The organism is Rhodococcus sp. IEGM 1351 (genome assembly GCF_030056875.1).
Lineage (GTDB): Bacteria > Actinomycetota > Actinomycetes > Mycobacteriales > Mycobacteriaceae > Rhodococcus_F > Rhodococcus_F opacus.
The window spans coordinates 41,875-59,671 of the sequence record NZ_JASHKU010000018.1 but is presented as its reverse complement, the minus strand read 5'-3'; the positions used below and the strand labels follow the sequence as shown (position 1 = coordinate 59,671).

The window sequence follows — 17,797 nt, the reverse complement described above, 5'->3', positions numbered from 1 at the left end:
CGCTTCTCCGGAGACTTTTCTATCTGGCTCCGACGAGCTCGGGTTCGATGATATCTGTCTCCTGTCCGTCTGATCGGTCATAGTAGGCGCGTTCGTATTCGTCGGGTGACAGTCCGCGCAGGCCGGCCTGAATCCTGCGCGGGTTGTACCAACCATCGATGTAGCGGAACAATGCCGCCTCCGCCTCGGCTCTGGTGGCGAATATTCTTGCGGGCCAGTAGATAAGCTCGATCTTGAGTGTCGACCACAGGTTTTCGGCGAGCGCATTGTCGAAGCTGTCCCCGACGCTTCCGGTGGACGGGGCGATGCCCGCGTCGACGAGCCGCTGGGTGAACCGAACCGCCGTAAATTGACAGCCCTTGTCGGAGTTAAACCGATGTTTTATCTGGGGTAATGATCGTGAATTTGTGTGTCTACGCCGGTAGATCGTTTGCGTACGCGTCTGCAAGAGGAGCGTCAGGGTGCCTTGGTGTCGTGGAGGGCGCTTTGGGCGCCGAGGCGGCGACGTAGTTCGAGATTCTCGCCGTGTGCGGCCTCGAGCGCTTGTCTGAGAGCGTTGATCTCGTCACGGTGACGTCGTTTGAGTTCGGTGAGCTGGGCGGTGAGGGTGCGGACGACGCTGCTCGCAGAGTCGTCTCGGGTCGGGGCCGCTGCTGCCGGTGGTGGTGTGTTCTGTTGTTGGGCCCGAAGTTGTTGGACGCGTTGGCGGATCGGGGTGCAGCGGTAGAGGAAGTCCAGGGAGACACCCGCGGTCCGGGCGAGGCCGCGGAAGGTGATCGGCTCGTTGCGGCGGATGATCTCGTGCAGTCCTTGCTCGGCTCGGGCCTGAGCGGCGGCGCTCTTGCGGGCGGCGGCCTGGCGGAGGTTGTCCGGGTTGCCACGCATCAGTGGTTGTCCTCTTTTCCGGTGATGGCCTCGGTGCGGGCCTCGACGCCGGCGCCGCGGATCGCCCCGGCGGTGCCGTCGGTGAGCCGGGTGTGCCCGAGGGTGAGGATGATTCGGCCGAGGGCGTCGCGTTCCTGGTGGCGTCCGGCGAGCCAGATGTTGTCCTCGCCCATCGGGTGTCCGGTGCGGGCCTCGAACGTCGCGCGGCGTTCGGTGATGAGTTGGTCGGTTCGGGCGAGCTGGGTTTGCAGCTCGGGCAGGAAGGTGGCGTCGGTGGCGTACTTGTCGCAGGTCAGGCAGGCGTTGCCCTTGCCGCAGACCTGACGGGGCGGCAGCAGGCAGTACCCGTTGGGCAGGATCCGGTCGGTGCGTCTGTCCAGCTCGAGCATGTCGTAGAGGTCGCGGGGATCGACCTCGAGCTCGCGCCCGTCGGCGGTGATCTTGCGGAAGCGCAGAAACTCGGCCTCGGCGGTGGACTGCAACGTCTGCGCATACGTCATGCTCATAGTCGGCGTGAGGTGCCCGAGGTAGCGCTGCAGCACGTGCAACGGGACGCCGCTGTTCAGCAACCGGGTGGCGACGGTGTGGCGGAATCGGTGGGTGCGGTTGAAATCGACCAGGGCTCCGGTGCTGTCGCGCACGTCCAGCCGGACGGCCAGATCAGTCAGCAGATTCCGCAGGTTGGTGCCGGAGTAGGGTTTGTCGCCGTTGCGGTTCATCAGCGCGGCCAGGAACAGGTACTTCGGGGTCCTGCCGGGTGCGCCGTGTTCGGCGAGGAACCGTTGCGCCCACTGCTGCTGCTCACGGATGATCGCGACGACCTCGGCATGCACCGGGATGGTGTCCGGTGCACCGTCGATCTTCGTCTGCTGGTAGCGGAGCTTGGCGACCAGCCCCTGCTCGTCGCCGTCTGCGTCGGGGTCGCCCGGTGAGGATGTGGTCGTCGGCGACAACGGCAGCAGCGGGTCGCGGTCCAGCAGGCAGATCTCGCTGACGCGCCGGCCCAACAACGCCACCAGCATGGTGATCCGCATGGCCTGTTCGTCACCGAACCCGCCGTCGGCGACCGCGGCGCCGAGCAGGTCCAACCCTCCCATGATCCGTGTCATGGCGTCGTCGTCGATGACCTGACCGTCGAGTCGGGGCCGCGGCTTGCCGGGCAGCTCACCACGCCGGTAGAAGCCGGCGTGCTCGGGCCCGAGTCGCAGCCAGCCCGGTTCGGCCAGCGCCGCGGCGGCCGCGTCCTTGTTGTCGGTCATGAATAGGTAGAACTGCTCCACATCGCTGGCCCGGTGCTGCACCGACTCCGGCGACAACCGCTTGCCGGTGCGGCGTCCACGGGTGACCGGCCTGGCGCGGAGATGACCGAGGAACTCCAGCATGAGGGCCCGCGTCCCGGCGGCGTCATCGACCAGCCACGGCCCGTCGACCCCGCGACCGCCCAGGAAACCGTCGAACTCGACCACCGCCACGATCCGGCGGTGCACCGTCGACCAGCTCAACGATCCCGTCTCCAGCCCGACCTTGCAGTGCCACTGCAGCCCGCGCCGCAGCCACCGGGTGCCGATCCGGTCGAACCGCACCGAGTACCGGCCCATCGGCTCGTGCTCGCGCAGCGGGATCCTGTTGTCCTCGACCGGGTTCCATCGATCCCGCTGCCACCACGGGCCGGTGTCGGAGGCGGTGACGAGCAGACGCATCATCCGCGTCAGCAGGCAGCGGATGTTCTTCATCGTGGTGACCGCCGGCAGCCGCCCGCGGCGCCGGTGCACCGCACGCTGGATCTGTTGGCACCAGTCCCGCACGGGCAGTCCGAGCAGGGAGGCGGGCGGCCGTCCGGCACGATCGGCGATCACCTCACCGAGCCGGCGCACCAGCATGCTCAACCCCGGTGTCGGGATCTTCCCACCCAGCTCGATGATCCGGAACACACACCACGCCACCTCCCGGCGCATCGGCTCCGGCAGTTGCGACAGGTCCACCCCGGCCCGCCAGGTCCCGTCGTGGCAGAACGCTCCCGCGTATTCCGTTGGGACACTTGACTCGGCGAAGCACGCCAGCCGCATCGGTTCCGGCACCGCCGCCCACAAGTCCTCCAGCGCCTGCGGGTCGCAGCGGACGCGGGCCGCTTCCACCCAGTCGATCGTGGCCTCGTCGCGCCCGCCGGTCACGAGCCGGACCCGATCCGGTCGTCGCGGTGCGCGCCGACTCGCCAGCCGCCGGTGAACGCCTTCCAGTCGGCGGCCGCCCGCATCTCGGCGTCCTCGGTCACGTGCGCGTACGTGTTGAGCGTGGTCTGCACGTCGAGATGTCCCAATCGTCGACTCACCACGTGCACGGGTACCCCCGACAGCAACAGCGCTGTGGCGTGCGAATGCCGCATCCAGTGCGGGGTCCAGGCCTGCGGTACCTGCCCGGACAGTTGCCGGCGTAGCCGGTCCACCAGGTCGTAGACGGACTCCGGTCGCCACGGCGCGAACCGCGGGTCCCGGTCGAGGTTGACGAACACGCAGGTGCCGTCGAAGTCGTCGGTGGCCAGGTCGGCGCCGGCCTCACACAACCGCCAGACGTACTCGCCGTAGAGGCGGTCCAGCTCGTCGGAGACATACACCCGCCGGTAGCCGCTCTTGGCCCGCACCCCGTGTGGGTGGTCTCGGGCGACGATCTCGACGTACGGGGTGTCGCCGCACCCGGTGTGCCAATCGCGATGCTGCAAACCGAGCGCCTCACCCAGCCGAACTCCCGTCTCCGCCAACAACATCCATAGCAGCCTGTTGCGCACCGACCCACGCCACTCCCGCGTGTCGGGATCCCAACTCGCGCATGCCTCACAGATCCGCTCGATCTGCTCGGGCGTCAGGATCGGTGGCGCCGCCCGGCCCGGGCGGCGCACCCGGATCACCGCCTGGCGACGCCCCTTGCGCCGCGCGACGTGCTCGAGCAGTGGCTTGTACCGGCCGCCGCCGCGATGGGTGATCCGATGCAGGTCCCGGCCGACGTCCACGCCGTTGAGCACGTGATAGTCGTAGCAGGACAGCACCGCACCCAGCCGCGCGGAGATCGTCGACTCGGCGAATCGGGCACCACGGCGCTCGATCGACACCACCCCCGGCTCGTCCCCGGTGCGCAACCACGTCAGGAACGCACCGAAGTTCTCCAACGTCACCGCATCCCAGGCCAGCCCGAACAGCTCCAGGAACTGCCACCACAACGCCAACGCCCGCGCGTAGGACTTCACCGTATTCGGCGACACCTGCTGGGCCCGAAGATATTCCAGGTACTCCTCCACCGGTACCACCGGGCGATGATCCGAGCCGAGCACCGTCCAGGTGTGGCCCCCGCCCTCGGGCAGGACCAGCCGCTGCACCCGACAACACGTCCCGACCGTTCCTGTGATCGTCGTCACATCCGTAGCGTAACCACCCCGGATAGAACGTCCGCGACAGACACGCCGACCGTCGTAAAGAACTCTCACCATTCGTTGCGGACGGTGGTCACGCAACCCCAGATAGGAATTCCGCTTAACAGTGATTATGCCGAGGTTTTTGTTAAGCCGAGGAATCGGGGGGCGGGTCTGGTCAGTTGCCTGTTTCTGTCGGATTCTTCGGCTTAACGATTCAGGTTCATCGCAGGCTGTAGAGGGCTTGCAGTGCGTCTTCGGCGAGGGGGTGTTCGGCGGGGTCGCCGGGTGTTGGGGTGGCGGCGTCGACGGCGGCGCGCATCATGTCGATGGTGGAGAATGCGTAGAAGGCGGCGGTTGTCGAGACGTTTTCGTGGCCGAGAAGTCTCATGATGATCGGCAGTGGGATGCCGTGCCGGTAAAGGTCCATGGCCTTCGTTTTGCGCAGCATGTGGCAGTGGATCCTGGCCGGCATTGTGGGGCAGGTCTTTCGCGCGGTCGCCGCGGCCTGTTTGACTACGGCCGCGACGGTGTCGCTCGACAAGCCGACGGGCTGGCCGCCGCGGAGGCTGTAGAACAGCGGACGCGTCGCGGGTTGGCCCGCGATGTTCGGGTGGAATTCTTTCAGGTAGACGCGCAGGTGCTCGATCGTCTTGCCGGCAAGGGGCACGATTCGGGTCTTGTCGCGTTTCCCGGTGAGCGTGAGGTGCCCTGGTTTGGTCAGCGACAGGTCGGCCAGTGTGAGGGCGGTGATTTCGCTGACCCGGGCGGCGGTGTCGTAGAGCAGGATCAGGAGCATTCGGTTGCGGCGTGATTTCCCGGTGCGCCCGGTGAATACGGATAGGAAGGCTCGCGTCTGGTCTTCGGTGAGATATTCGATCGGCTTCTTCGGGGCGGACGGGGTCTTGAGGGTTCGTGCCGCCTCGCTCAGTGCCATGAGGCTGACATCCTCGGCGGCGGCGTAGGCCAGAAAAGCTTTGAGGGCGCTGATCCGCAGGGTGATGGTTCGCGCTGAATATTGTTTGTCGTCGGCGAGCCAGATCATCCATGCTTTCAGATGTGTTCGGTCGAAGTGGTCGAAGCTCACCCGTGCGCGGTCGATGTGCTCGTGGTCGGTGAGGAAGGTGAGGAAGCATTCCAAGCTGATCCGGTAGGCCTCGACCGTTTTCGGTGAGAGTCTGCGGATTGTGGGCATGTACGTGTGCAGGAAGCCGCGCGCGAATGTGTAGAAGTCCGGCGCGCCGGTTGTGGTGTTGTGTTTCATTCGAATCCGACCTCCGGGAGCAGCGAGCCGGCACCGGCGGTGATGTGCCCGTAGGCGTCCATGAAGCCGGGCGATGTGTGAATGTAGTAGTAGGTCGACTCGACCGTTGCGTGACCCATGTAGGTCGACAGATACGGCAACATCGCGCCGACGTCGATGCCGTCGGCCATCCATCGTTCGATGTTGGCGTAGGCGAAATGGTGCCGGAAATCGTAGGGGCGGGGACGCTGTCCGCTCGCCGGTCGCGCCAAGCCGGCGTTATCCCAGATCCGGTTGAACATCACCCCGACCGTAGCGGCGGTGACCGGCTGGCCGGTCGAGGAGGTGAAGAACGTTTCCCGCCCGGCACCGATAGTCGATCTCGAGGTGTCGTCGCACGCTGCCAGCACGTCGGCGATATCACTGGTGATCGGCAGTCTGCGGCTGCGTCTGCCTTTGGACCAGATCACGTCGATGTGCCGGCCCGGCAGGTCGACGTGCTCGACCAGCAAGCGGCGGACCTCGCAGGTGCGGAGGCCCGACGAGTGCATCAGAGTGAAGAATGCGCTCGCCTGCCACCGCCACGGCGATGCCGTGTTCAGCTGTGCCGCGGCGGCGAAGAACGCGTCGATCTCCTTGGCAGTGAGCAGGTAGGGACGGGCGGGCACGACCGCGGACTTCCACCTGTCGGAGAGCACGTAGGCGTCTGTGTGCCCAGTGGCACGCAGAAAGCGGCCGAGGTCGCGGATGTATGACATCCACGACCGGTACCGGCCGGAGGTGGCCAATTGCGCTGTCACCCAGGCTTCGACGGTCTCCTGATCGAAAAGGGTCCGCTCGTGCTCGGCGCAATAGGAGTCGAACTTGTTCAGATACCAGATCCGCGAGGCACCGTCGCAACCCATCGCCCTTTTGAACTCGACGTACTCAGCCAACTGCGTCGCGAACGCGCTGGTGAATCCGCGGCCGTTCATGGCCGTGCGCTTTGCGGCACCGCCAGCACGCACCGGAGCAGCCGCTCGTCATCGATATTCATGTACTGCTTGGCCGATTCCTCGCTCGCGAGACCGAGCACCGCCGCGATGGTCGGCAACGGAGTCGCGGCCCGCAGCATCCGAGAGGCGGCGTTATGCCGCAGAAGACGGGTTCCACCCTTGACATCGGTCACCTCGGCAGCGGTGAACACCGTCGCAGTCACCCGGTGGATCGAGGCGTGATCACGAAGCCGAACATGCGGCGCCACCCGGCGTACGAACAGGTGATCGTCTTCGGTTTCGGGCCGCTCATGCACAACATAGTCGGCGAGCGTCGAGGTGAGAACGTCGATCAGCGGGACGGTGAGCGGGTTGCCCGTCTTTTGCTGCACGAGCGAGATCGTCTGCCCCTGCCAGTCGATATCGCCCAGTCGCAACGCAATGATGTCGCAGGCCCGAAGCCCGGTCGACAGTGCCAGCAAGGTGATTGCGGCGTCACGAACGCACACGATGCCGGACGTGCACGCGGCGATGATCCGCCGATGATCGTCGTCACCGAGGACCGGCACTATCGGATGGGGACGTTTCACTCCCGCCAGATTGACCGCGTCGATCAGATCTGCCCGGTTTATGAAGGTCAGGAAGGGGCGAAGGTTCGACACCACCCAAAACAACGTGGTTTTCGCCCACCTCGGCGACAACGAACGCAGGAACTCCAGAACGGTGCCACCGTCGGCGTCATCGAGTTCGACGGTTCCTCTCGATTCGAGAAAACACAGGTAGCCGCGGGCCGTCCGGCCGTAGGCCTCACGCGTTGCTGCAGCCAAACCGCGTTCGGCCATGTCCGATTCCCACGAATCATTAAGCACCACAAACTGAGCAGATGTCGGTCGCGGACCACCACCGCCGCGCCTACGCATCGACAGGTCGACCCGTCCGGTGGTCACGTAGGAGTCGAACAGGGCTACCAGTCGTCGGTAGTCGAACCTGCGCTGCGCGCTGAACCGTCCCGTGCGCGGGCTGGTCGTCATCGACGCGAAGCCGGCACCCAACGCTGGCGTGTAAGCATTTGCACCGTGTCGCTTCGCGTATTCGGTGAGCGCCTTGATGGTCTTTCCGTACTGCCCGATCGTCGATTCCATGTAGCCGACTGAACGCAACTCGGCAATAACAACCGCACCGATCCTGGTGATCGTCGTATCCATCGCCGTCTCCTTCCCATAGGGGCATGGACACGACAAACGTAAGCCTGACAGTCAATCGTTAAGCCGAATGAATACTCAGAATATCTAAGCAGCACAGACAAACTCACAAATTCCTCGGCTTAACGAAAACCTCGGCATAATCGCTGTGGAAAATCAACCCCCCGCCCCGGACATCGCGGGAGAACAGGGCATAGTCGAGCGCCGAGAGCACCAGGTCGGTGTCCGCCCGCGGGCCGGATCGCCAGCCGACCACCTTGTTCGAGAACGCGTCGCGCACACTCGCCAACCACAACACCCCCTCACCGGTGAGGATCCGCGTCAGGTCGGCCACCCACTTGGTGTTGGGCGCGGTCGCGGTGAAGTCCCGGTCCAGCAGATCCGGGGCGGCGGTGTGCCGCGGATTCTGCTTCGTCGAGCCACCCTTCCACCCCTTGCGCAGGTAGGCGCCTCGGCGTCCGCTCTCGCGCATGATCCGCTCGACCCGTTTTCGGCCGACCCGCACCCCGCGGCGGCGCAGCTCCAGCCACACCCGCGGGGACCCGTACGTGCCAGCGAACTCGTGTGAGGCGCGGATCTCGTCGATCAACGCCAGCAGCTCGGCGTCCTCACGTCGGCGCCGAGCGGGCAGGGTTGCTCGCGCCCGCCACTCGTAGTACGTCGACGAGGCGATACCCAGGACCCGCAATACGAGACCGACCGAGAAGTCATGCGCATCAATGAAACTCATGACCTTCTCCGGGTCGGGTCGATCTCCGCAGCGAAATACGCGCTCGCCGCCCGCAGCACCTCGTTCACCCGCCGCAGCTCCGCGACCTCCCGGGCCAGGCGCCGGTTCTCCTCGATCATCGCCGTCGACGGCCGGTCGTCGCGCTCCCCGTGATCGGCCTCGGCCTGGCGGATCCAGTTCCGCAGCGCCTCCGGGTGCACGTTCAACTGCTCGGCCAGCCGGCGGAGCACCGGCTTCGGATCCGACTCCCGATACAACCGCACCGCACGTTCCCGCAGCTCCGGCGGATACTTCCTCGTTCCCATGATGTCCTTCCTCGGTCTCCACATAAAACCTGGTTCGGAAGTGTCCGGAGAAACGGGGGAGGCTCAGCCCGAACGCGCCTGATCACACTGATCGTCGCTGCGACGGTCTGGCTCATGCTGATTCTCGGCGCAATCATCTACGCCGCCGAGGGCTCCGCCACCTCGGCCACCCACCTGCGCTCCGCGATCTCGATGATCCTCATCGCAGCACTACCACTCGCGTTTCACTATCACCTCCGCAAGGTCGACCGGCTCGCCTCGCACCTGCGGCCCCGCTAGGTCCGACACCCATGACCACCGCCACCGTCATCGTCATCTGCGTCCTCGTCGCTCCCATCATCGCAATGTTCGTCCTCGGAGAAATCGGAGACCGCCTCACCGCACACGCCGACCCCCAGAAAGTCGCCGAACTACGACGACGCCTGTCCACCGTCACCGACACACCCCTCCCACCACCGCACGACAACCACAACCACCACCAGCACCAGCACCAGCGGGCAGACAAGAAGGCCGACTGGAACGGGGACAACCGCACCGACCCGCCCCCTCGATGGATCGAACACTGACCCCGGCCCCGAGGCACCGCGTTACCGGTCGGACAGCACAGGTGTCGCCCATTCCTTCGGTGCCCGCCCGAACCCCCGTGCAGTGGGGGTGGGTTACCGGGTTCCGGTCGTGGTCGTCGACGTCGCCGCCGGGGAACCGCTCGCCTCCTCGGCGGGAACACCGAGTTCGACCGTGAGGTACGGCTCGAGCACTGTGGTCCACGACGCGAGGATCTTCTGATACTCCTCCGGACACCCCGCCGCGCGGTCCGCCGGCAGCTGCCCCTCCCGCTCCGGCCCTCCGGGCTCGGCCACCAACACGCCGAGGGTCTCGGGAAGGGCACCGTAATCCCAGCACAGCAGGTTGTAACCGCGGACCTCGTCGAGTGCATGACTGTAGGCGAAGACCGACTCTGCGGTCACCGACTCCGCGGTCAGGCTCGCCGGGTCGGTGGAGATGTCGAACCAGAAGTCCGCCGCCGCAGCCACACCCGCCACCCCGGCCGGGCCGGGCGTGGTCAACTGGAGCAGGGCACCGAGTTGATCGGCGGAATCCTCTTCCCACCCCGTGGTCGGCAGCGAGTACAGGTCGATCGCCATGTGACCGGACCCGTGGAACGTGAGCATCCGGGTGATCCCGTCGAAGGACAGGTCGGAGTTGTCGGCGCGGCCCTCCGCCTGCAGTCTCGCGTAATCCTCGGCGACCGTGAATATCTCGTAACACAACACCATCCAGTCGTTCTCCGAATCCCAGATCACGCCGAACCCACCGCATTCCACACCGATGATCGGGAAGTCCTTGGGGAGTTTGTAGATCTCCCCCAACGCCTCGGCCAACTCTTCGATCACCTCGTTGTCGCGGGCGATGTCATGGCCTGCCTGGCTCATCTCCGACAGGCCCGCATCCTGGTACTCGGGCACGAACTTGGCCGTGTCCGGCACCTGCCTCGTCGTCGCCGCGGCCTCTGACGCCGCACTGTCCTCGCCGCCCGACGAACACCCCACGGTCACCGCGAGCAGTACCACAGCAACCGCCGCGGACCAGTGGAGCCGAGCATGCAGTGCAGCCATCGAAATCAACTCCACAAGACCATGTCGTGAATTGCCGGAGCGTGGCAAAATTGTAGCAAGCCCTCTGTCACCGAGGGGCTTACCCTTCTGTGGAATCATGTTTGTTACCAAGCGAAAGCAATGCTCTGTGTGTGCGCGCTCGGGTGGAGACAAAGTCGGCTGGCGCAGGTCGTCACCGGCGCCCGGACGACAGCGGCACTCGCACATGCTGATCCCGGCGCGTCGTTGCCGGAAGATAGGGTGACGGTGGCGCTCGCCGACTTCGGACCCACCGCGATTCGACCTAACCCCTAGCTTACTGAATCGAATCCAATAGTGCCCCAGCCGGATCACCAGGGGAACAGATCGGACACGCTCAATCCCTTGTCGTCTTGTTTCAGTGCCAGGTCGATCGACAGGCTGGCCGCAACCACCAGACGTGCCAACGGATCCGGCAGCCGCCGGTGGATCCTCACGACATACTTGTCGGCGTTGGTCAGTGCCGCCTTGTCCCAGCCCGCCCATGTCTTGCTGATCCGGGCGACCTCGGTGTCGGACTCGTCGACCACCGAGAAGTCCCAGGCCAGCACGTTTTCGGCCTTGATCGCCCCCACGGTGACACCGTCAGCGGACAAGGAGAAGGTGATCGCGCCGAGCACGTTGTCCTGCTTGATTTCCCCGATCGGCTCCCCGTCGCCGCGCTCGACCTCGATCCGGGATTTGGCCACCTTCGCCGGGCGAATCAGACGTAACACCACCGCGCCACTGGTGTCGCGCACCTCGAGGGTGTGGGTGAAGAACTGATCGAGGCGTCCGATGAATCGCGCCACCTTCTTCGTGGTGGACTGACCGACCTGGACGACCGAGCCGATCGGGTGGCCGTGTTGATCATAGATGGCGAATTCCGCAGCCAGTTCGATCAGTTTGGCCCGTTGATTGACCACCAGCACCGGCTCGGTGAACAGAGTTCCGCCACCACCGCCGACGGTGTCGCCGATGTTCGCCCCGCGCCGCACCTGGTCGCGGATGCGGTCCGCGTCGTGCCGACCCTCGATGCTCACTTCCCACGCACTGCCTCCCACTGGGGGCTCGTGTGGGCTCGCGGATCGGTCCGGATCCGGGTCCCCGCCAGGCTCATCCTCCGCCATCCCCGGAGTATAGTTCCGCCGCCCGCCGGCGAACAGCCGCCGACGGTGCCACACGCCACCGGGCTCCTCCGGGCCGACGTCGACCCTCGGCGATCGGCGAAATACGCGTCTGTGCACCATGATTTTCTTTCCCTTTCCGCCGCGGTGCGACGGACCAACAATGACCAAAGACCAAGATCAACAGTGAAAGTGACGTCGCCTGTTACGTACCCGAGCACCGTCACCGCGCGACCGTTGCCCGCCGGGCATATCCGCCCGATGAGCATCGGTCGTCGATAGAAAGTGGTGTGAACGGTCGGAGGGGTTACTCACCCTTCCGGTTGTTCACCCGCGGCGGCGGCTATCCGGCGTGTTACCTCCGGCCCCGCCCGTGTCGCTGCCGCCGCGGTTGCCGACACCACTGCCGGCGGATCCGCCGGCACAGTCGCCGCCGTCCGCCCGGCCGCCGCTCCCGGGCGCACCAGGCTGCCAGACCGCGGCGCCCGGGGTGTCCGGAGCAACCCAGGCCACCACGGCCCGGCCGGCAATCGGGCCGTCCGACCCGGCGACAGCCCCGTACCCACAGTTCAGGACCGCCGCCGCAGCACACGCAACGATCGTGGACCTTCACGACATGACGCGCTACCTACCCGACCCGGTGCCGCTGCCGCTGCCTCCCGTGTTGCCGTTGCCATTGCTACCGCCGGTACCAGCGCCACCCTGTGGGCTGTTCTCGAAACCGATATTGATCGGCACATCGAACGGGAACGTCGCGGCAGCGGACGCGGGGCCCACCCCCAGAATTAGCATCGGCACCGCTGCGGCACCGACGACCAGGGCTCGCAGGCTGGACGGGCCGGACTTGGTGGACTTGGGGGGTGTTCGATCCGGTTGGTTCCTTACCGGTGCGGGTGGGGTGGGTGGGGCTTTCGATGCCGTCAACGATGCCCGTCGGCGTAGCGGTCGCTCATCCCCATCAGGGTGCATATCACCCCACCTCACCGACTCTCCGCGATCGCGCTCCCCCAGCGCATTACCGCACCCGATAGCAAGGTAGGGCACGCCTCACCCTGAAGGGGACGCGCCCGAACATCGGCATGAACCAGTGTTAACGGCACACAACCCCACCCACAACCCCAGGAGCAGAACATGACACAGCCCGAACTGACCACACCGCACACTCTGCCGCTGTCGCCGCCCCCACCCTCGAACGTCGGATGGGCCGTCGCCGCCGTGGTGTTCTTCTGGCCGCTGGCCTTCGCAGCGTTCAGCAACGCACTGAAGGTGTTCCCCCGCTGGTACAGCGGCGACCTCGACGGCGCCCGAACCGCATCAAAGAGGGCCAGAACCCTCGGCATCATCGCCCTGAGCATCGGCATCCTGACCACCGCCTGGTGCCTGTCCTCCGCATTCACCTGACCGAACCGGAACCCCACACAGACGAGCAGAGGCCTGGGGGTGGTCACAGCCACCCCCAGGGTGGCTAACGCCAACAGCCCCCGCCCACCACGATAGAAGGACGCGAGCAACAACCGACACCCGTCACCACCCCACCCCGACCGCGATCGCGAGAAAGCACATCCATGACGACGAACGCCTACACCGGCGCGCCGAACAACGACCCCCACCACACCCAACGCACCGCCCTGACCGTGCACCGCGACCAACTGTCCCGAGCCCGCTGGATCGTGGTGCCCGCCCCGCTCCTCGTCCTGGCCACCCTGTTGTGGTTCTTCCCCGCAGTCCTCACCCCGTGTCTCCCCCTCGCCAGCGCGGTCAGCCTCGCCCTCGGTATCGCCGCAGCCATCGTCATCCAGCAAATGTTCGACACCACCGAGCAGATCCTGGCCCAGATGCCCACCACCGCACCCGTCTCAACCAACCCGTACCACAAGGACGACCACCAGTGACAGACCCCGTGACAGACCCGACTCTGACCTACACCGACCGCGGATACACCCACCAGATACCACTGTCCCCCGACCGCTCCCCGATCATCGTCGGCCGTTCCGCTCACGCCGACCTGTCACTGCGCACCGACCCGGACATCTCCCGCCTGCACGCCACCGTCGAACGCATCGGCATCTACTGGACCATCACCGACGAAAGCCTCTCCCGCAACGGAACCTTCGTCAACGGCACCCGAATACGGGGACGCCAGACCCTGCACCCGGGTGATGTCATCCGGATCGGCGAGAGCACCCTCACTTACCACGGGGAGCCCGCGACGGAATGCGGCGTCACCAATATCGGCGACACCATCGACACTCCCATCGACCTCACACCCGCCCAGCACATCGTCCTGACCGAACTGTGCCGGCCATTCCACGACGGCACCGATCACCCCATCGCTGCATCGAACCAACAAATCGCTGACGCCCTGAACGTGAGCACCGAAACCGTCAAGTCGCACCTGCGGGCTATCTGCACCAAATTCGACATCGACGACCTCCCCCGAAACCAGAAACGTGCCCGACTCGTTGCTCTCGCCCTCACCAACAACATCGTCACACCACACACCCCCTGACACCCTGTTTTCCGTCACCCTCACCGCAGGCCGGCGGGCCTGCGGTGACCCTCCACCACCCCCTTCACCGCTGGCCGGCCACCCGTTCGGGGACGGACCCGCGGTCTGACGCTCCTGGAGGTCGTGGCTACACTCACCGCCGGTCGAACCGCCGATCCGTCTGTAGCTTTCACCGCTCACGATTCCAACACCCGCGAACGAGCAGACGCCGAACCGTGGTGGATCAAGCGCATTGCCCCGGTAGCTGCGGGCGCGCTAGAGGCCCGCGCCCGGTCGTCTGTCCGGCTGCGGTGCCGGCGAAGGGCCGCGCGGGGGATCCGGCGAGAGTGCCTCCGCCCACCTCGGCATCCGACGCCTCCATTGCACCACCACGGCAGGACGAGGCATCGGCGGCTGCTGCTGTCGCTGGACGCGTTCGAACCCAAGCCGCGAGTTCGGATGTGCTCGGGGACGTGGCCTGGTACGTCCGCTCGGCAATCGCCTCCGACGTGACGGGCGAATTCTGTTCTCCGCGTGCCCTGCCTGGCCCGACACTCATCACCAGCCAGGCAGGACAGCATCAAACGCCCCTCCGGGACACCCCGGCGTGTACCGACCGAACACCGCAGCTGTCGACTAAAGGGCGTGTCTCACATGGAGGTGAGACACGCCCTTAGTCGCTGGCGCCGCGCACTCGTCTATTTCCCGGCGCACGGGCCGAACCCGTGCCGGCGCCGGTGCCGGCGCTTCCAGGAAACGACACCCCGGCCGGTGCCGGTTGAGCGGGGCGCGCCGCTCCCTCGACACCACATTCTCCCTGCCGGGCAGGTGCGCAGGCCGATTGCCAAGTGCGCCAGCGACGGTCGCGGCGCGCGATAACGTTTCGCCACTGATGCTCCGCGGTGACGGCCACAGGCGATTGAGGCCAGCGATACGGCACGGCCACGAGTGAGTGCGATCCTGGGCCGATTCCGCGTCGCGGCCCCCGTCCGACACCCTTTCAAAACACACGACGACCTGGATAGACTTGGTTCCGGACAGAAAAACGATCACCGGCGAACGACCGCGCCCGGCGCGGCGTACTCGACTGGCTGCAGCACCACGGATACGGGCACCTGGTCGCGCGGACGGTGGTCAGATCAGCGCGGCCCGGCCGGGTTCGATGATCCCGGCTTTCAACGGTCGCCGACGCGATGCCGAACAATCTCAGAACGGGGAAGTCGCAATGTCAGATCCTCGATGGCGGACCAAATTCGCCATTCCCATCGTTTTCGCATGCGCACTGTCGGTCGGAACACCCGCTGTGGCACTCAGTCAACCCACCCCGACGCCCAAGCCGGACTCCAACCCTGAAGAAGTCGCGGCCGCATACATCCGCCCTGCAGTGGTGTTCATCCAAGCAACCGCCAAGGGTTGGGTCCGCCTACCGAACGGAAACCTGCTCGACTCCGGCTATTTCGAGTCCGGCTGGCAATGCTCCGGCTTTGTGGTCAACCCCGACGGATGGGTGGCGACAGCAGGTCACTGCGGCACGGGAGCAGAGGAGGCGATCCTCGGCCAGGCAGTGCAGGCGATCGTCGACGGGAACGTCGAACCCGCCCGGCTCGAGGGCATCGATCCCACCAAACTCCAAGACGCACCCGCGCTGTTCGACGTGGCGGTCGCGAACTGGCGCGTCGAGGGCGAACAGGGGGGCTCCAGCCCGCAAATCGACATCGCGGTGCTGTCCGGCTCCGGAGACCAAATCGATGCACAACCCGCCGAAGTGGTCGAGGCCGTGCCTCCCGACAAGGGGGACGTCGCGCTTCTCCGGGTCCATCAGTCGGACATGCCGTCTGCCCAACTGGGCGCCGACGCCGATGTCGCCGTCGGCACTGCGGTCCTCGCGGTCGGATACCCGGCGAGCACCGAGATGGTGACCGACCCGACGTTGGACCCCACCAGCAAGAGCGGCAAGATCAGCAAGAAATCGACCAGCGGAACGGTACCGGTCTACGAGATGGACGCAGCGATATCCGAGGGCATGAGCGGTGGACCCACGATCGCGCTCGATGGCAAGGTCCTCGGAATCAACAGTTTCAAACCCACCGGGGAGACTCAGGCCTTCAACTTCATTGCCCCGTCGAGCATCCTCTCGGACATGCTGTCCACCAATGGAGTCGAAGCGACACTCGGGCCCACTGATACCGCGTACCGAGACGGGTTGACCAACTACTTCGCTGGCAACTACACGGCCGCGATCGAGGATTTCGACGACGTCCTCGCGGCCTCACCCGGGTATCCCGGTGTCGCTGATCTCAAACAGGATGCCGCGAAAGACCGCGATCAATACGGTGATGCAGCACCCGCGGCGGGCGGATCCAATCTCACATGGTTCGTAATCGGAGGTGTGATAGCGATCCTGGTGGTGGTGGGACTGCTCACCGTGCTCATGCGCGGCCGGCGCGGTGGTGCCACACCCGCCGCTGCACCTGCCGGGGCGGGACCGGCCGGGGCGGCACCCGGAACCGGCGCAGCACAGAGCGCATCCACGATCTCGCCCCGGGGTGCGAGCCCCGCCGGCGGACAACCACCGCACACGGGTCCCACCGAGCCCCCAACCTCGAGTCCACCCGAGACAGCACAGCGTCGCTTCTGCAGTCAATGCGGAACGGCGAACGAATCGAATGCCAAATTCTGCAGTAGCTGCGGCAAACCCGTATAGCAGACGCCCGCAGGCCACTACCCTTTCGAGCAACGTGCTCTGATCGGCCGCCTCAATCATCCGATACGCCCGGGCCGGGATCGGCTCCGACCGGACGGCTCGCCGCCTGCGCGGAGGTGGTCGCCCACCTCGCTGGAGGACGAAATATTGTAGCGCCAAGGCGAACACCACCGGATTCCGGATCAGTGCAGGGCTGATAAGCGGGCCGAGGCCAGTGCAGATGCGAGCCAGTGAGTGACGGACGATGCCGCTCACTGGGGGCGCACCCCCGAGTGCGGCGGGGCATGTCCGCGGATTGCCGTGTCGACCCTGTCGACCGAAGCCGCCAGGGCAATGTGTCGCAGATCGCCGTCCGCGACTCGCCACACCGGTGGCCGACTCGCACACGCTGTCAGCGCCGTTGAGGACGGCAGCTCCGCCTTCCACCAACTCCGCAGCCCGCGTGACGATCTCAGGGCGGCTACCCGATCCGCATTCGGTCGAGCGCCACCCGATCGTGTGACGCAGCGGCAGCCTCGTCAGGGATCTTCATGTACTCCGCGTCGGCTACCGTCGGAATCCGCACCCGCTTGGCCCCCGCGGGTGTGGTCGCCGTCCAGCGCCACCTTGCCGGCGTAGCCCGGCGGCGTGGGAAGCACGCTCAATCCGCATTTTTCGAACACCTCGAGCTGCGCCTGTGCCGAGTCTTGTCTGCGCAGCCGAGTCTGCGCCGTGCCGGCTTCGGCGTTGCGCCGAGCCTGCACGATCGCGGTCTTGTGCGACCGCGCCATCCGCATCACTCGGCCACCACCGCTCCCGCATCGGATGACCCGTAACCTCATGGTAGTGTGCACCCCCGCACCGCCTACCGGGTAGCCGAACCACACGAAAACCCCGGCGCGGTGTGCGCCGGGGCATCCAGTGAATCCCGTCTACAGGGGTTCGGGTTTCGCCTGCGGGTGTCAGCCGTTCCCACCGCCGGCGCCGCCTTGCTGGTTGTTCTCCAGACCGATATTGATCCCACCGTTGCCGCCACCGGCACCGCCGCCATTGTTATTGCCCCCGTTGGGGATGCCCGGAAGCCCGCCGACCCCCGGAACTTGGTTGCCGCCACCGGCGCCGCCCTGCTGGTTGTTCTCCAGACCGA

The 17,797-nt window shown here is 66.0% G+C and carries 19 protein-coding genes and 1 pseudogene; 7 read left to right on the top strand and 13 right to left on the bottom strand.

Annotation, left to right across the window (positions count from 1 at the left end; genetic code table 11):
• Positions 1-19: 19 nt before the first annotated feature.
• From QM806_RS41800 to QM806_RS27655, 9 genes are all read right to left on the bottom strand, one after another.
• Positions 20-448 (bottom strand): transposase, encoded by a 429-nt coding sequence (locus QM806_RS41800; RefSeq protein ID WP_502943897.1) that lies wholly within the window; start codon positions 446-448, stop codon positions 20-22.
• Positions 449-456: 8 nt separating this feature from the next.
• Complete coding sequence (locus QM806_RS27690; protein WP_283293460.1) at positions 457-885, bottom strand: DUF6262 family protein; 429 nt, start codon at positions 883-885, stop codon at positions 457-459.
• Positions 885-3,056, bottom strand: coding sequence for a tyrosine-type recombinase/integrase (locus QM806_RS27685; RefSeq protein WP_283293458.1), 2,172 nt, complete (start codon positions 3,054-3,056; stop codon positions 885-887). Before QM806_RS27685 ends, QM806_RS27690 begins: the two co-directional genes overlap by 1 nt.
• A complete protein-coding gene (locus QM806_RS27680) occupies positions 3,053-4,291 on the bottom strand; it encodes a tyrosine-type recombinase/integrase (RefSeq protein WP_283293457.1) in 1,239 nt (412 codons plus the stop codon). Before QM806_RS27680 ends, QM806_RS27685 begins: the two co-directional genes overlap by 4 nt.
• A 217-nt stretch (positions 4,292-4,508) precedes the next feature.
• Complete coding sequence (locus tag QM806_RS27675) at positions 4,509-5,549, bottom strand: tyrosine-type recombinase/integrase (protein ID WP_005562451.1); 1,041 nt, start codon at positions 5,547-5,549, stop codon at positions 4,509-4,511.
• Positions 5,546-6,502: a tyrosine-type recombinase/integrase gene (locus QM806_RS27670; protein ID WP_061700377.1), complete on the bottom strand. Its 957-nt coding sequence runs from the start codon at positions 6,500-6,502 to the stop codon at positions 5,546-5,548. The genes QM806_RS27675 and QM806_RS27670 overlap by 4 nt, the downstream gene beginning before the upstream one ends.
• Positions 6,499-7,707 carry a tyrosine-type recombinase/integrase gene (locus QM806_RS27665; protein WP_061700376.1) on the bottom strand — a complete coding sequence of 403 codons (1,209 nt, stop codon included), beginning with the start codon at positions 7,705-7,707 and terminating at the stop codon, positions 6,499-6,501. The genes QM806_RS27670 and QM806_RS27665 overlap by 4 nt, the downstream gene beginning before the upstream one ends.
• 103 nt (positions 7,708-7,810) lie before the next feature.
• Positions 7,811-8,434, bottom strand: a complete 624-nt coding sequence (locus QM806_RS27660) for an IS3 family transposase (protein WP_283293454.1) — start codon at positions 8,432-8,434, stop codon at positions 7,811-7,813.
• Positions 8,431-8,739, bottom strand: a complete 309-nt coding sequence (locus QM806_RS27655; protein ID WP_283293453.1) for a transposase — start codon at positions 8,737-8,739, stop codon at positions 8,431-8,433. The genes QM806_RS27660 and QM806_RS27655 overlap by 4 nt, the downstream gene beginning before the upstream one ends.
• Positions 8,740-8,853: 114 nt before the next feature.
• On the opposite strand from QM806_RS27655, the gene QM806_RS27650 reads away from it, so the two are divergent.
• Both QM806_RS27650 and QM806_RS27645 read left to right on the top strand, forming a co-directional pair.
• Positions 8,854-9,018, top strand: coding sequence for a hypothetical protein (locus QM806_RS27650; RefSeq protein ID WP_283293451.1), 165 nt, complete (start codon positions 8,854-8,856; stop codon positions 9,016-9,018).
• Between the two features lie 11 nt (positions 9,019-9,029).
• Positions 9,030-9,305: a hypothetical protein gene (locus QM806_RS27645; RefSeq protein ID WP_271209226.1), complete on the top strand. Its 276-nt coding sequence runs from the start codon at positions 9,030-9,032 to the stop codon at positions 9,303-9,305.
• Positions 9,306-9,398: 93 nt separating this feature from the next.
• Here QM806_RS27645 and QM806_RS27640 read toward each other — a convergent pair whose 3' ends face one another.
• On the bottom strand, positions 9,399-10,355 hold the full coding sequence (locus tag QM806_RS27640; RefSeq protein WP_283293449.1) for a DUF4344 domain-containing metallopeptidase: 957 nt from the start codon (positions 10,353-10,355) through the stop codon (positions 9,399-9,401).
• Positions 10,356-10,684: 329 nt separating this feature from the next.
• Positions 10,685-11,284, bottom strand: coding sequence for an LURP-one-related/scramblase family protein (locus QM806_RS27635; RefSeq protein WP_283293447.1), 600 nt, complete (start codon positions 11,282-11,284; stop codon positions 10,685-10,687).
• 1,326 nt (positions 11,285-12,610) lie between these two features.
• Between QM806_RS27635 and QM806_RS27630 the strand changes: the two genes are divergently transcribed.
• The 5 genes and pseudogenes from QM806_RS27630 to QM806_RS27615 all read left to right on the top strand — a co-directional run bounded on the left by QM806_RS27630 (position 12,611) and on the right by QM806_RS27615 (position 16,671).
• The gene (locus QM806_RS27630) at positions 12,611-12,880 is read left to right on the top strand and encodes a CD225/dispanin family protein (RefSeq protein ID WP_283293445.1); all 270 of its coding nucleotides are present in this window, start codon (positions 12,611-12,613) and stop codon (positions 12,878-12,880) included.
• A 164-nt stretch (positions 12,881-13,044) separates the two neighbouring features.
• Entirely contained in the window at positions 13,045-13,371 is a 327-nt protein-coding gene (locus QM806_RS27625) for a hypothetical protein (RefSeq protein WP_271209230.1), read from the top strand.
• 8 nt (positions 13,372-13,379) lie between these two features.
• The gene (locus QM806_RS27620; protein WP_283293443.1) at positions 13,380-13,988 is read left to right on the top strand and encodes an FHA domain-containing protein; all 609 of its coding nucleotides are present in this window, start codon (positions 13,380-13,382) and stop codon (positions 13,986-13,988) included.
• 1,028 nt (positions 13,989-15,016) lie between these two features.
• A pseudogene (locus tag QM806_RS41795) lies at positions 15,017-15,129 on the top strand (MinD/ParA family protein); the annotation flags it as partial.
• 141 nt (positions 15,130-15,270) lie between these two features.
• Entirely contained in the window at positions 15,271-16,671 is a 1,401-nt protein-coding gene (locus QM806_RS27615; protein ID WP_283293441.1) for a trypsin-like peptidase domain-containing protein, read from the top strand.
• 518 nt (positions 16,672-17,189) lie between these two features.
• Here QM806_RS27615 and QM806_RS27610 read toward each other — a convergent pair.
• Both QM806_RS27610 and QM806_RS27605 read right to left on the bottom strand, forming a co-directional pair.
• Complete coding sequence (locus QM806_RS27610; protein ID WP_271209233.1) at positions 17,190-17,441, bottom strand: hypothetical protein; 252 nt, start codon at positions 17,439-17,441, stop codon at positions 17,190-17,192.
• Positions 17,442-17,612: 171 nt separating this feature from the next.
• The coding region (locus QM806_RS27605) for a hypothetical protein (protein ID WP_283293438.1) at positions 17,613-17,797 on the bottom strand (185 nt) is incomplete at its 5' end.